Here is a 12,748-nt window from a genome sequence, read left to right as displayed (position 1 = left end):
TCATTTTTTCGCTTTATCTGTGAAATTAGTCGGTTTCGCCGCCCGGTTGATCCGAGGCGGGCGGGTCAGAACCTCAGCTTCGCGCCGTGTTCTCGGTGATGATGTCGCACGCCGTCTCATAGAACGCGCTGATCAACGTGGAGAACGAAAGCTGGAAGGGATGGATCATGTACACATCCAACTGCTCGAGGTGCCAGTCCGGCAGCACCGGCACGATGCTGCCCTCCCGCAATTCGGTCGTGACGATGATCTGGCTTGGCATCGCCCCGATACCGAGTCCGTGCAGGATGTATTGCTTGCACACCTGAAAGTTGTTGGCGCGTGCACGAATCATCGGCGAGAGCTCATGGCGCCGCTTGTTCTTTGCGACGGTGAGCTTGCGCGGCCCCTCACTGACCCCGCAGTCGATGAACGGCACGGTGTCCAACTGTGTCGGAGCGGTGATGGGCTCGGGTAGTTGGTGCAGGAAGTCGGGCGATGCGCAGAGGAAGAGTTCGAGGCTGAAGACCTTGCGCGCGATCAGCGTGGAGTCTTGCAGCGGCCCGGTACCGAAAACCACGTCGAATCCGTCGTGAACGGGATGAACGACGTTGTCCACCAACCGGATGTCCAGCCGTGAGTGCGGGTACTGCTGCAAAAATTTGGCGCCGACGCGCGACGCGTAGTCGATGCCGACAAAGACCGGGATGGCGACGCGCAACTCGCCCTGTGGCTCTAGCTTGCTGCCCTCCACCAGCGCCCGTACCCCGTTGGCCTCGGCCAGGATGTTCACGCCGTGGCTGTAGATCTTCTCGCCCAGATCCGTGACGGTGAGCTGGTGCGTATTCTTGCGCAGCAGCTTGATGCCCAGGTCCGATTCGAGCTTGCTGAGCTTGCGGCTGACGGTTGACTTGGGCATGCCCAGCAGCGCCGCCGCCTTCGACAGGCTGCGGCACTCGACCACTTTGCCGAACACCAGCAAGGCGTCGAGGTCGAACGGCAGGTTTTGTTCCATGTGGTGTTCCAGAATTGCAACAGGGTGTTGCAATTGAAGGCCTATTTGCGTATTTGGTCAAGTGCTACCTTCGGCCGAGAGGCGGAGGAGGGCCCGATGAGTCAGGACGTCCTGGTGACGAAGCCGTCAAGCGGGCATTGGACCGATGCCTATCCCGAATTGGGCCGCGGCCCAGTGTCACTCGAGGACTGCGTCTCAACGGAGTTCTATGAGAAGGAACGCGAGCACGTCTTCAAGAAAACCTGGCTCTACGTCGGACGGGTTGAGCGGGTGCCGAAGTCGGGAAGCTACTTCACCCGCGAGCTGAGGTTCCTCGACACGTCGATCATCATCGTTCGGGGCAAGGACAACGTTATCCGCGCCTTCCACAACATCTGTCCGCACCGCGGCAACAAGATGCTGTGGGAGGACGATCCGTTCCAGGAGGTGCAGGGTCGCGCCCCTGTGCTGTACTGCCGGTTCCACGGCTGGCGCTACAAGCTGGACGGCTCACTGCACGCGGCCACGCGCAAGGATCTGCTACTCGACTTCGACGCCGATGCCTGCCGGGTGCCGGCGATTCAATGCGAGGTGTGGGAAGGCTTCATCTTCATCAACCTCAACCCGGACAACACCGAGCCGCTGCGGTCCTACCTCGGCGAGCTCGCCCACGGTATCGAAGGATATCCGTTCGCCGGGCCACACCAGGTGTATCGGTTCAAAGTCGAATTGCAGTGCAACTGGAAGATTTTCGTCGATGGGTTCGCGGAGAGTTACCACGGCCCGTATCTGCACGCATCCTCGTTCGGCGCCCTCACCGCGGAGGCCCGAGATGCGTTCGACCAGCCGAACCCGTTTACCGACGCGCTGGCCTACCAGCTCAAAGGCCCACACCGGATGTTTTCGTTCGCCGGAGAGCCGTCGCAGAAGACGCCGTACTCCAAACCCATTGAATGCGTGATGGAAGCCAGCGCGGCGGGCCCGTGGAACAAGCGCGCCGATCGCGGGTCGATGCCGGCCGGGCTCAATCCCACTCGTTCGGAGAAGTACGGTTTCGACTCGTACCAGTTCTTTCCGAACTTCGTGGTCATCTTCGGTTCATCCGGGTTCAGCACCCACACACATTGGCCGACGGGCCCGCACTCGCACATCTTTGAAGCCGAGATGTTTTATCAGCCACCCACGACGCACAAAGAGCGGCTGGGACAAGAGCTGACCGTGACTTTCCTCAACGACATCATCCTGGAAGACGCCAGCCCGTCGGAAGGGTTACAGGCGATGCTGAACAGCGGTGCGCTCACGCATTTCACGATGAATGACGAGGAGATCCTGTTACGCCATCTGCACAAGGTGGTGGGTGACTACGTGGAGGCGGGCGAGAGGGCGAAGGCGGGCCGATGAACGCTCTTTTGCCGCAAGAGTTCTCGGCCCTCGAGCATTTGGTGCCCGAGTGGGCCATCGAGGATGGGCACGAGCGCTACGTGAAGCGTGTGAACAGCTCCATGGCCGAGATACAGGCGTTCTACGATGCGGCATTTCCTCACGCCGAGGAGGCGGTCGCCTATATCGACAAGTTCGACTATTCCGAGCCGCTGCCCGAGGACGTCGCGAACCTGCGCAACCTGCTGTATTCGTTGATCACCGTCTCGTTGGCGGTGGAGCTGTGGCGGCAGCCGCGGGTAAAGCATTCGGCCAACACCATTCTCACGAGGCTGAGCTGACACATGGGACTCTCCACGACACGACTCGAGGTCATCGACTGCACACCGTTGATCGGCAGCGAGATAAGGACCGATCTGGACACCCTCCTCAGCGGTCGCGAGGCGGAGACGATCCGCGAAACGCTCGAGCAGCGTGGGGTGGTCTTCTTTCGTGGACTGCAGATCAGCGACGAGCAGCAGGTCGCGATCGCGAAAACCCTTGGCAGCATTGTGCAGAACGAGGGAGAGGGCGGGATCTACAAGATTTCGCTTGACACCAACGTGAATCAGCGGGCCGAGTACTTGAAAGGCTCGCTGTTCTGGCATTTCGACGGCTCGCTGCAGCCCTATCCGAATCTGGCCACCCTGTTGCGGGCGATGAAGCTGTCCGACTCCGGTGGTCAGACCGAGTTCTGCAACACCTACGCGGCCTACGAGGACTTGCCGACGGCCGACAAGGAGGCGATCGCCGGTCTTCGCGTGGTTCATAGTGCGGAGCGTTCGCAGTACTACGTGCGGCCCGAGATGAGCTACGAGGAGATCGCGTTCTGGCAGAAATCCCCCACGAAGTCCTGCCCGATGGTGTGGACGCACCAATCCGGGCGCAAATCGTTACTACTCGGTGCGACGGCGGATTATGTGATCGATCTTCCGGTGGAGGAAAGCCGCGCATTGCTTGCGCGTCTTCGAGACTGGGCGACTCAACCGCGCTACGTCTACCGCCATGAGTGGCAACTGGGCGACCTGCTCATGTGGGACAACACCGGGACCATGCACCGGGCGCTGCCATACGCCGCCGACAGCGGTCGCCTCATGCACCGCACGGTCCTTGCGGGTGAAGAGCCGCTGGATTGAAACTCGGCATCGCGACACCCGTCGTCACGAACGTCGCCGGCGCCGCGTTGACGTGGGAGAAGACTGCCACGATCGACGACATCGGTCGCGTCGCCGAGGCGGCGGACAGGCTCGGCTATCACCATCTCACCTGCAGCGAGCACATCGGCATACCGTCGGCGGAGGCCGCGCGGCGCGGCTCCCGGTACTGGGACCCGCTGGCCACACTCGGGTACGTGTCCGCGCGCACCAGCCAGATCCGTCTCGTCACGATGACCCTGGTGCTCGGCTATCACCACCCACTCGCGATCGTAAAGCGTTATGGCACATTGGATCATGTCAGCGGCGGTCGGGTGATTCTGGGCGTCGGCGTCGGAAGCCTCAAGGAGGAATTCGACCTGCTGGGCGCGCCGTTCGACGACCGCGGTGATCGTGCCGATGACGCCCTGAAGGCGTTGCGGGCGGCATTGCCCAGCAATGAGCCGGTCTACGAGGGCGAGTACTACTCCTTCGGCGGGCTCACCATCGATCCCTGTGCGCTGCAACCGCATATGCCGATCTGGGTCGGCGGGCGCACCAAGCGGTCGTTGCGCCGTGCGCTCACTCTCGCCGACGGCTGGTGTCCGTACTACGTGTCCATCGCCACCGCCGCCGAGTGGTTGCGGGCGCGAGAGCTGCCGGACGGCTTCGAGGTCGTCTTGCCCGCCGATCAACCGCTGGACCCGGCGGGGGAGCCGGGGATGACCGAGGACACGCTGCACACCATCGCCGCCGCGGGAACCACCACATTGTCGGCCAGGTTCATCCACCATTCGCTCGAGCATTACCTCGAGCAGATTCACGCGCTGGCCGAGATGCACGGCAAAACGTTCTGACCGGCAACGGCGGAACGGCCGCGCCGCAGGTGGAGGGCGCTTAATCTCCTGTCATGGACCGCGGCTTGGACGATCCCTGTCGCCGTGGCTGATGCCGGACGGTGGAGCGAGCTTTACGTGTTTTCGGCGATCCACGTGGTGGTGAAGCGCAGCATTTCGGGGATGCCCCCTGCCAAGCCGGCTCCGATGGATTTCTCGAGTTTGCCGCCCACCAACGGGATTTTGACGTTCACCTGAAAGACGGCGCGCAGTTGCGAGCCGCTGCCGTTCATCGGCGCGAGCCACGTTTCCGCGTGGCCTGATCCCAATCCGCCCGACGCCGAGACGCTGACCTGCCCGCGTACCTGGCGCTCAGCGTCCGGTCGCCACGTCTCGGTCTGCACGATCTTCACCTCGCCGGTAACGAATTTGGCGACCAGCCCGGGCAGGAGCTGACGGCCCAAGCGCTGGGTCGTGCGCACTATCACCGTGCCGTCGGCGTCGGCGTCGAGTGAATCCAACGTGGTGTCGGCGGCCCCGGCGGCGATGCGCGCCAGCCAATAGTCCTCGCGGCCGAACGCGGCATGAATTTGCTCGACACTGGCGGGCGACTCGGTCAAGACGTCGAATGAGCGCGACATATCGGATCATTCTTGCAGACGCCGGATCTCAAGTGGCGGTGAAGCTGTCTTCGACCTACGACTCAGGCCCAGATCCCAACAGCCGCAACGGATGCAAGCCGTCAACATTGCCGACGAACGGCGGGTGGATGCTGTAGCCGAGCATGCGGCGAATGTCATCGGAGACCTTGCGCGCGATGTCGCGTGACACCGACAACGTATAGGCCTCCATCGGCCGTAGCCAGGGTTCACAGTATTGGGCGGTGATGGCCAGGCGCTCGCGGGTGGTGTTGTTGGCGCCTCCGCCATGCCACAGGGTCCCGACGAACAAGACGCACGAACCGGCGGGCATCACGACGGGCAACGCCTGGTCGTCGGAGCCCGGCCGGCGCTTGCCCCAGCGGTGGCTGCCCGGGTAGAGGACCGTGGCGCCGTTGTCGGCGGCGAAGTCGTCGATCGCCCAGATCGTGGCGGCCGCCAGCGGCGCCCGGGGACGCGGGATCGGATAGAAGCCGTCGTCATGGTGAGCCAGTTGCGCGGCCTCGCCGGGCTGAATGTTGATGGCCTGCAACGCCGAAAGCAGGTAATTGGGCATCAACAGCCGATCCAGCACCGCCAGCACCCGAGGATGATCGACAAGCCGATCACACACCCGTGTCCTACTGAGCACGCTGTAGATCCGCTGGGTACGCCGGCCCTCGAACGAGTTGCGTCCGGTATGCCCGAGCTGCGGTCGCACGACCTCACGGATCTGCGCGCATTCCTCGGCGCTGAGCAGATGCTCCCAAATGACATAGCCGTCGCGGTCGAGCGCCGCCATGTCGGCCTCGACGAGCGCGTTGTCGACCGAACTTCCGCCGGTAGGCGTCCGCTTGTACCGCTGCGCCAGATCGCCCCGAAGGTCTTCCAGCGTGGTGATGGATTCGTCGTCGATGCTCATTGGTGCTCGTCCTTAGTCCACTGGCACTTCTGCCCACACTAGGCCGAGTCCGACGCGACTCACACCCAAATCGCCGGCGGGTTAGCCCCGCAGGCCGGTGATGAAGCGTTGCACGCTTCGGCTCAGCGACCGTGGCACGTGGTCGGGATCCATCAGCTCGTTCTCGGCCAGCGGGCCCGCCTCATTGGCCACAGTGCTCTCGGTGAAGGGCTGCAAGGTCTTGCCGTCGCCCCGCAGTGCCTCGATGGCCTTACGCACCGATCGGTGTTCGGCGATCGCTTCTTCGAGTTCTTCACGCGACACGCCGAGGTGCTCGGCCATCAAACCGTTTCGCACCGCGGCGATTTCGCGACGTATGTCCTCGTGCTCGGAAAGGTCCGGCCGCGCCTCGATGGCCACATCGCATTCGCTGTCGAACCCCATCGAGCGGTTGTTGAAATTCGACGATCCGATCCGCAGCAGCCGATCGTCGACCACCAGCACCTTCGAATGGATGTAGATCGGCGCGCCGCGGTCGGTCACCGGCCAGTAGATGCCCAACCGGTCATGCCCGTCGGCCTCCCACAGCTGTTGAAGCAGGCGGTGGCGTGCGCTGTCCATCGTTCCCCGCTCCAGCGGGTTGTTGCCCTTACGGGCAAGCACGATGACGATCTCCGGGCCGTCGCCTTCCCGCAGCCGCGCGGCCAGCGCCTCCGCAATGGTGCGCGACGCCAGGTATTGGTTCTCCACATAGATGGTGTCGCGGGCCGCCGCTATGGCGGCTAGGTTGAGCGCCTCCACCTCGCGGACCTCGGGCCGATCGTCCAGTTCGGGCAGGGTGAGCGCGATCCCGACATCGACGTTGCGCAGGCTCGGTTTCAGCTTGCTCGGCCAGGCGCTGTGCCGCGCCTGCGCCGGCGCCAACGATTCCTTCGTCGCGGTCTGCCACCGCGCCAACGCCTGCTCGCCAAGGGCCCGCGCCGCCGCACCGTCAACCGCGGCTCCGACGTCGTGCCGCGGCCCATAGCTGCGGGTCCCCGTACGGCGCTGACGGCTGACATGCTCATGGGCGCGGTTGTCCCATCGGTCGAGGGTGAGGTCGATGCCGCCGCAGAATGCCACCGCGTCGTCGACGACCACGATTTTCTGATGATGCACCGAGCCGAGCGGGTGGACGCCGTCGATGGCGAAATGCATGCGCTTACTGCTGATCTGGTTCACCAGCGATACCGGGGCAAGCCCGAACCAGAGGCCATCGAACGCCGGGAGCAGGCGCAAATTGGACTTCAGTAGGTAGATATCCAGACCCGGCCGTTTCCACAGCATCCAATAGAGGAAGGCGCCCAGCTGGTTTGGACCGGGCAATGTCTTGTTGCCGCGCTCGAATGTCACCCTGGAGTCGAAGTCCCAGCCGATCAGCATGATTCGGTGGCGGGCGCGCAGCATCGCCGCCTTGACGTGTTTGAAGTAGTCGGCCGCATCGATGATGGGGGCGAACTTTTCGGCTCGCGCGGTGCGCCAGCACGTCTGGCCGACAGTCAGCAGTCGATCGTCGTGCACGCTGGGGCTTTCAACGATGTTGGCGGGTCAGCGCGGACATAGCCACTGTGTACCACAACCACGCCGCAGGCCGGGGCTGCCGGTGCCCGGACCACCGCTGTATACGAAGATGGAGCAGTGCGCATCCTTGGAGTGCTTGTGGGCGTCGTCGCCGTGATCGGTGTGGCCACGCCTGCACATGCCGATCCGGCCGGCAGTTCGGGATCCGATGCGAGCTTCCTGGCCGCCCTCAGCAAGGCCGGCATCACCTATCAGAGCCCGGCCACCGCCGTCGGGGTGGGCAAAAGGGCATGCGAACTGATGGACCAGGGCCACGCCCAGGTCGACGTCATCCACAACGTGTCGTCGAGCAATCCAGGTTTCACGGTGGACGGCGCCGCCCAGTTCACCATGATCGCGGCGAGTGCTTACTGCCCCCAGCACCTGGGGCAGCCGGTCACCACGCCCGGCGCCGGCTAGGCGGCTACACCGACTGGAAGCTGAACTCCACCTCGGAGCGGGTGCGAACCTGGTCGGTGCCCAGCACGTAGGTCGGCACGGTGTGGGGAACCGTGGTGCCTCCCTTGACCCTGGCCTGGGCCTGCCGGAACTCCGGTGGCGTGCCCGACGCGGCGTTGATCCCGTTGATGATTGACCACACCGCGGTGCGACGGGCGGTGCGTTCGATGATGTTGCAATCACGGTGCTGGAGGAGTTGCTTGGCCCATTTCGGCATGGTGTCGCGAATGGCCCAGTCGACGGCGGCCTGCGGCATGGCGAGGTTGGGGCCGGTACCCATCGCTTTCCCGTGGGTGACAGCCAGTTTCGGCAAGTACGATTCCAGGCATTCGAGCGTCTCGGCCTTGGTGGTCGGTAGGTCGGTGCCGCCCAGAGCGTGTCCTACCCGGACGAACTCGCCGTAGTACCGGTCGAGTTTCTTGCCGCGCAACGGCATTGGGTGATACAGCTCGTGCGCGGTGGCCAACCCCCAGACGACCGTCGCGTAGTTCCACCGCAGCCACTCGGGATCGTCGGCGTCGTAGCGGGCTCCGTCGGGGCGCGTGCCCTTGATGGTGTGGTGCATCGCGCGCACCGATGTCGCGAGGCGCTCGGCGGTTTCCGTCGATCCGTACGCGGTGCCGATGAAGAACGCCACTGAGTGGCCCAGGCGCGTTGCGGCGCCCTCAGGGTCGATCTGCGGTACTTGCGATATGGGGTTTCCGTTGCTGTCGCGCTTGATCAGTCGCGAATGGTGCATGCCCATCCAGTAGATCGATGGGTCGAGGGACTCCATGAACGCGGCGCAATACAAGCCGAAGATCAACGCGGGCAGATGTGAATGCACGCGCCACACGGCGCTGTCGGGACCGAACCAGCCCGGATCGCCGACCGGCGCGGCGAACTCCATGCCGCGGAAGAAGTGCCGCCGCATGGTGTCGTCCAGCCGTTTGTTGATCATCTGCCCGACTATCTGGTGTGGCAGGAACACAAATCACTCCCTTTTTGATTTCTGGTCACGACTGTAACCAGAATATGTTTTGGTTACAGGTGTGACAAGACCCGCTGTCCGTCGACCTACGCTGTAGGGATGTCGAGTCCCACCCGGTGGGCCGGTATCCCGCTCAAGGACCGCCGCGCCGAGCGTCGTGCGCTGCTGGTCGAGGCCGCGTATCGCCTGTTCGGCAGCGCCGGCGAGGCGGCCGTCTCGGTGCGCTCGGTGTGCCGGGAATGCGGGTTGAACACCCGGTATTTCTACGAGAGCTTCGGCGATACCGATGATCTGCTCGGCGCGGTCTACGACCGGGTGAGCGAGCAGCTCGGCGAAGTGATCGAGGCCGCCATCGAGCAGGCGGGGGAATCACTGCGGGCCCGGACCCGGGCCGGCATCGCGGCGGTGCTGGGCTTCTCCTCGGCCGATCCGCGCCGCGGCCGGGTGCTGTTCACCGATGCGCGCACCAACCCGGTGCTGGCCGCCCGGCGCCGCGCCACTCAGGACATGTTGCGCCAGGGCGTCCTCACCGAGGGCTGGCGCCTTCATCCGGGTTCCGATCCGGTCGCCGCCGAGGTTGCCGCGGCTATGTACACCGGTGCGATGGCCGAGCTAGCCCAGGAGTGGCTCGCCGGTCATTTGGGCAGTGATCTCGACGCCGTCGTCGATTACGCTCTGAAGCTGGTGCTGCGGTAGCTGGGAGTGCGGTTATGGGCCGGGTCGAACATGCGATGGATCCGGTTCGACGCGTCCTGGGCCACCAGGTCAGCGTTGGCGCGCTGATCGAACTGGCGGTGTGGCTGGCGATTCCATATCTCTGTATTGGGTTCGCGTGGACTGCTTTTCACCCCGAGCAGACCCAGCGGATTCAGGCGCGGATAGAAGCCGTGTCACCCACCGGTGCTGACGTCACGGCCTTCGGGCTGGCCACCGTGTTGTGGCCGGCCGCGCTGCAGATCGCCGACGCGTGCCCTGCGCCATGATCGACTTCCGGATCGAATGCGTGCGCGAGAGGGCGGTTTGCTCCTAGGCTGACAGACCATGTCAATCGACCGGTTCGGCCTTATTACGGGCACCATCCGACTTGCCTCTGGAGTTTCGTTCCTCGTTGATCCGCTACGCGCGAATAAGTTGTGGGGCGACCCCGAAGAGCCGACGCCGACGGCGCGGCTGTTGTTGCGGTCGATGGGTTATCGCGACGCGTTGATCGGAGCGCTGCTCACGGCCGCGGCGCTGCGCGGCAAAAACACCCGCGGCTGGTTCCTCGCCTCCGCCGGCGCCGACGTTTCCGACCTGGTCGGCGGGATGAGCGTGCACAGCGAGTTGAAGCCCTCGCAACAAATGATCGGCCTGGGCGGCGCCGTCGTCGGCATCGGCGTCGGCATCTGGGGTGCGGTACGTCCGGCCAAGCGGACGGACGAAGAACCAGCGGCTTGAGCCGACCGAGGCGCTGACAGCCGAGCGGCGATGCTGTTGACTGGGCGGCATGGGTTTCGGTGTGCTGACATTTGTTACCGACGACGGCATTGGCCCGGTGGACCTGGGACAGGCGCTCGAGCAACGCGGTTTTGAATCACTCTTCCTTGCCGAGCACTCACACATCCCGGTCGGCGAGAAGACGCCGTATCCGATGGGTGGTCCCATTCCGCCGAAGTACTACCGCACGCTGGATCCGTTTGTTGCGCTGACGGCGGCGGCGGTCGCCACTGAGCGGCTCGTGCTGGGCACCGGGATCGCGCTGGTGCCCCAGCGCGATCCGATACATACGGCCAAAGAAGTGGCGTCGCTGGATCTGGTGTCGCAGGGGCGGTTTCGCTTCGGCGTGGGTGTGGGCTGGCTGCGTGAAGAGATCGCGAACCACGGGGTGGATCCCGCGGTGCGAGGTCGCGTGGTCGACGAGCGACTCGACGCGATGATCGAAATCTGGACGCACGAAAAGGCGGAATTCCACGGGAAATTCGTGGACTTCGACCCGATCTACAGTTGGCCGAAGCCAGTGCAGCAGCCGTATCCGCCGCTCTATCTCGGTGGGGGGCCGGCCGGCTTCAAACGCATCGCGCGGCTCAATGCCGGTTGGCTCTCGATGACCCCTTCCGCGAAGGCCTTGGCCGGGCAGCTCGACAAGCTCCGGGCTGTCGCCGACCACGACGTCCCGGTGATCAACTTCCACGGCGGCGAAGCCACGGCGGCAGAGTTCGAGGGCTATCGCGAGTTGGGCCTGGAGCACGTGCTGGTGGACCTGCCCACCGAACCTCGCGACCAGACGCTCCGCCGTCTCGATGAGCTACAGGCCGAGTTGGCCAAGCTAGCGTAACCTCAAGTGCCGCAGAAGGTTTGGTACTTGCCGAAGTCCTCGGGGGCGGGGCTGGCGTAGCGCTCCAAACCGGGTCGTTCCGCATACGGTTCGGTCACCGCCGCGAGGAGCTGCTCCAGGGGGCCGAGCTCGCCGTCCGTCGCCGCCGTGAGGGCCTCTTCGACCAGATGGTTCCGCGGAATGTAGATCGGGTTGGTGCGATCCATCGCGATGCCGTCAGGACCCAGGGCCAGCCACGTCGCCAGCCACGCGTCAAAGCCGGCAAGGTCCATGAACAGTCCGCGGACGGGTTCGGCATCGCCCCGCGCCGCCTGGCCGAGCTGGCGGAAGAACGAGGTGTAATCGACGTGGTTCTGCTTGAGCAGAAGGAGGAGTTCCTCGATCAATGCGGTGGCGAATTCGGCGTCGACCTCGGCGGATAGGCCAAGTTTGGCGCGCATTCCGGAGGCCCACACCGCGTCGTAGCGGGCTTGGAACACCCCGAACGACTGCTCGGCGAGTGCGATGGCCTCCTCGGTGTTGTCCGACAGCAACGGAAGGAGCGTCTCGGCGAAGCGGGCGAGGTTCCATCCGGCGATGGCCGGCTGGTTGCCGTAGGCGTAGCGCCCCCAGAAATCGATCGAGCTGAAGACCGTGTCGGGGTCATAAGCCTCCATGAAGGCGCACGGTCCGTAGTCGATCGTTTCGCCAGAGATCGTTGTGTTGTCGGTGTTCATCACGCCATGAATGAATCCGACCAGCATCCACTGTGCAATCAGCGCGGCCTGGACGGCCACCACCGCTTCGAACAATGCGAGATACGGGCGCTCGGCGTCGGCCGCGCCGGGATGGTGGCGGGCGATCGCATGGTCGGCGAGGCGGCGCAGCAGGTCCTTGTTGCCGGTAGCCGCCGCGTATTGGAAGCTGCCCACCCGCAGGTGGCTGCTGGCCACCCGGGTGAGCACGGCCCCCGGCAGTGTGGTTTCGCGATGGACCGGGCGACCGGTGCCGACCACGGCCAGCGATCGTGTCGTCGGCACGCCCAAGGCTTGCATCGCCTCGCTGACGACGTATTCACGCAGCATCGGCCCCACCGCCGCCAGGCCATCCCCGCCGCGGGCGAAGGGCGTGGCACCAGAACCTTTCAGGTGGATATCGCGCAGCCGCCCGTCGTCGTCGACGAGCTCGCCGAGCAGCAGCGCACGCCCGTCGCCCAATCGGGGGACGAAGCCGCCGAACTGATGCCCCGCGTAGGCCTGGGCGACGGGGGCGGCCCCGCTGGGTACCAGGTTGCCCGCCAGGAAGCGCAGCCCGTCGCCGCCGCGCAGCCAGCTCGTGTCCAGGCCGAGTTGCGAAGCGAGCTGCTCATTGAGCACGAGGAGCTCTAACTCGGGAAACGTCTCGGCTTGCCAGCGGACCCCCATTTCCGGCAGTTCGCGGAAAAACCGATCTTGCAGGGCAACGGTGGTGTCCGGCGCGACGCTCATTTGATCGAGCCTACGGAAAATCGCGCGGCGTCGATCGCGT

15 protein-coding genes are annotated in these 12,748 nt (G+C 64.6%); 9 read left to right on the top strand and 6 right to left on the bottom strand.

Annotation, left to right across the window (positions count from 1 at the left end; translation table 11 throughout):
• Positions 1–73 precede the first annotated feature (73 nt).
• The gene (locus tag A5775_RS02565; RefSeq protein ID WP_067246914.1) at positions 74–994 is read right to left on the bottom strand and encodes a LysR family transcriptional regulator; all 921 of its coding nucleotides are present in this window, start codon (positions 992–994) and stop codon (positions 74–76) included.
• 96 nt (positions 995–1,090) lie between these two features.
• On the opposite strand from A5775_RS02565, the gene A5775_RS02560 reads away from it, so the two are divergent.
• From A5775_RS02560 to A5775_RS02545, 4 genes are read left to right on the top strand one after another with little or no spacing between them, the layout of a single operon-like run.
• Positions 1,091–2,374: an SRPBCC family protein gene (locus tag A5775_RS02560; RefSeq protein ID WP_067246912.1), complete on the top strand. Its 1,284-nt coding sequence runs from the start codon at positions 1,091–1,093 to the stop codon at positions 2,372–2,374.
• Complete coding sequence (locus A5775_RS02555; RefSeq protein WP_067246909.1) at positions 2,371–2,694, top strand: hypothetical protein; 324 nt, start codon at positions 2,371–2,373, stop codon at positions 2,692–2,694. The genes A5775_RS02560 and A5775_RS02555 overlap by 4 nt, the downstream gene beginning before the upstream one ends.
• Before the next feature lie 3 nt (positions 2,695–2,697).
• On the top strand, positions 2,698–3,528 hold the full coding sequence (locus A5775_RS02550; protein WP_067246906.1) for a TauD/TfdA family dioxygenase: 831 nt from the start codon (positions 2,698–2,700) through the stop codon (positions 3,526–3,528).
• Complete coding sequence (locus tag A5775_RS02545) at positions 3,525–4,382, top strand: TIGR03619 family F420-dependent LLM class oxidoreductase (protein WP_067246904.1); 858 nt, start codon at positions 3,525–3,527, stop codon at positions 4,380–4,382. Before A5775_RS02550 ends, A5775_RS02545 begins: the two co-directional genes overlap by 4 nt.
• Before the next feature lie 113 nt (positions 4,383–4,495).
• On the opposite strand, the gene A5775_RS02540 is transcribed toward A5775_RS02545, so the two are convergent.
• The 3 genes from A5775_RS02540 to A5775_RS02530 form a co-directional block, all read right to left on the bottom strand.
• Complete coding sequence (locus A5775_RS02540) at positions 4,496–5,002, bottom strand: DUF2505 domain-containing protein (RefSeq protein WP_067246901.1); 507 nt, start codon at positions 5,000–5,002, stop codon at positions 4,496–4,498.
• A 55-nt stretch (positions 5,003–5,057) separates the two neighbouring features.
• Positions 5,058–5,921, bottom strand: a complete 864-nt coding sequence (locus tag A5775_RS02535) for a phytanoyl-CoA dioxygenase family protein (protein ID WP_067246898.1) — start codon at positions 5,919–5,921, stop codon at positions 5,058–5,060.
• An 81-nt stretch (positions 5,922–6,002) separates the two neighbouring features.
• The gene (locus A5775_RS02530; RefSeq protein WP_067246896.1) at positions 6,003–7,460 is read right to left on the bottom strand and encodes a phospholipase D-like domain-containing protein; all 1,458 of its coding nucleotides are present in this window, start codon (positions 7,458–7,460) and stop codon (positions 6,003–6,005) included.
• Between the two features lie 117 nt (positions 7,461–7,577).
• Here A5775_RS02530 and A5775_RS02525 point away from each other — a divergent pair, with 117 nt between their 5' ends.
• Entirely contained in the window at positions 7,578–7,919 is a 342-nt protein-coding gene (locus A5775_RS02525; protein ID WP_197512308.1) for a DUF732 domain-containing protein, read from the top strand.
• Between the two features lie 4 nt (positions 7,920–7,923).
• On the opposite strand, the gene A5775_RS02520 is transcribed toward A5775_RS02525, so the two are convergent.
• Positions 7,924–8,928 (bottom strand): oxygenase MpaB family protein, encoded by a 1,005-nt coding sequence (locus tag A5775_RS02520; protein ID WP_067246890.1) that lies wholly within the window; start codon positions 8,926–8,928, stop codon positions 7,924–7,926.
• A gap of 99 nt (positions 8,929–9,027) precedes the next feature.
• On the opposite strand from A5775_RS02520, the gene A5775_RS02515 reads away from it, so the two are divergent.
• Genes A5775_RS02515 through A5775_RS02500 form a run of 4 tightly spaced genes read left to right on the top strand, consistent with a single transcriptional unit; the run spans position 9,028 to position 11,242 of the window.
• Positions 9,028–9,624, top strand: a complete 597-nt coding sequence (locus A5775_RS02515; protein WP_067246887.1) for a TetR/AcrR family transcriptional regulator — start codon at positions 9,028–9,030, stop codon at positions 9,622–9,624.
• A 14-nt stretch (positions 9,625–9,638) separates the two neighbouring features.
• Complete coding sequence (locus A5775_RS02510; RefSeq protein WP_067246883.1) at positions 9,639–9,911, top strand: hypothetical protein; 273 nt, start codon at positions 9,639–9,641, stop codon at positions 9,909–9,911.
• Between the two features lie 58 nt (positions 9,912–9,969).
• On the top strand, positions 9,970–10,365 hold the full coding sequence (locus tag A5775_RS02505) for a DUF4267 domain-containing protein (protein ID WP_067246880.1): 396 nt from the start codon (positions 9,970–9,972) through the stop codon (positions 10,363–10,365).
• Positions 10,366–10,414: 49 nt separating this feature from the next.
• Positions 10,415–11,242, top strand: coding sequence for an LLM class F420-dependent oxidoreductase (locus A5775_RS02500; protein WP_067246877.1), 828 nt, complete (start codon positions 10,415–10,417; stop codon positions 11,240–11,242).
• A 2-nt stretch (positions 11,243–11,244) separates the two neighbouring features.
• Here the strand turns inward: A5775_RS02500 and A5775_RS02495 are convergent, their stop codons facing one another.
• On the bottom strand, positions 11,245–12,708 hold the full coding sequence (locus A5775_RS02495; protein ID WP_067246874.1) for a YdiU family protein: 1,464 nt from the start codon (positions 12,706–12,708) through the stop codon (positions 11,245–11,247).
• Between the last annotated feature and the right edge of the window lie 40 nt (positions 12,709–12,748).

Source organism: Mycobacterium sp. 852002-10029_SCH5224772, assembly GCF_001667315.1.
Lineage (GTDB): Bacteria > Actinomycetota > Actinomycetes > Mycobacteriales > Mycobacteriaceae > Mycobacterium.
Note: the sequence above shows the minus strand (reverse complement) of the source record. Positions and strands in the feature narration are given on the sequence as shown.

Bases quoted from the DNA above. Each gene is read 5' to 3' on its own strand.
- A5775_RS02555 (WP_067246909.1), top strand. From the start codon at position 2,371: ATGAACGCTCTTTTGCCGCAAGAGTTCTCGGCCCTCGAGCATTTGGTG.
- A5775_RS02500 (WP_067246877.1), top strand. From the start codon at position 10,415: ATGGGTTTCGGTGTGCTGACATTTGTTACCGACGACGGCATTGGCCCG.
- A5775_RS02515 (WP_067246887.1), top strand. From the start codon at position 9,028: ATGTCGAGTCCCACCCGGTGGGCCGGTATCCCGCTCAAGGACCGCCGC.
- A5775_RS02540 (WP_067246901.1), bottom strand. From the start codon at position 5,002: ATGTCGCGCTCATTCGACGTCTTGACCGAGTCGCCCGCCAGTGTCGAG.
- A5775_RS02505 (WP_067246880.1), top strand. From the start codon at position 9,970: ATGTCAATCGACCGGTTCGGCCTTATTACGGGCACCATCCGACTTGCC.
- A5775_RS02560 (WP_067246912.1), top strand. From the start codon at position 1,091: ATGAGTCAGGACGTCCTGGTGACGAAGCCGTCAAGCGGGCATTGGACC.
- A5775_RS02550 (WP_067246906.1), top strand. From the start codon at position 2,698: ATGGGACTCTCCACGACACGACTCGAGGTCATCGACTGCACACCGTTG.
- A5775_RS02535 (WP_067246898.1), bottom strand. From the start codon at position 5,921: ATGAGCATCGACGACGAATCCATCACCACGCTGGAAGACCTTCGGGGC.
- A5775_RS02510 (WP_067246883.1), top strand. From the start codon at position 9,639: ATGGGCCGGGTCGAACATGCGATGGATCCGGTTCGACGCGTCCTGGGC.
- A5775_RS02565 (WP_067246914.1), bottom strand. From the start codon at position 994: ATGGAACAAAACCTGCCGTTCGACCTCGACGCCTTGCTGGTGTTCGGC.
- A5775_RS02495 (WP_067246874.1), bottom strand. From the start codon at position 12,708: ATGAGCGTCGCGCCGGACACCACCGTTGCCCTGCAAGATCGGTTTTTC.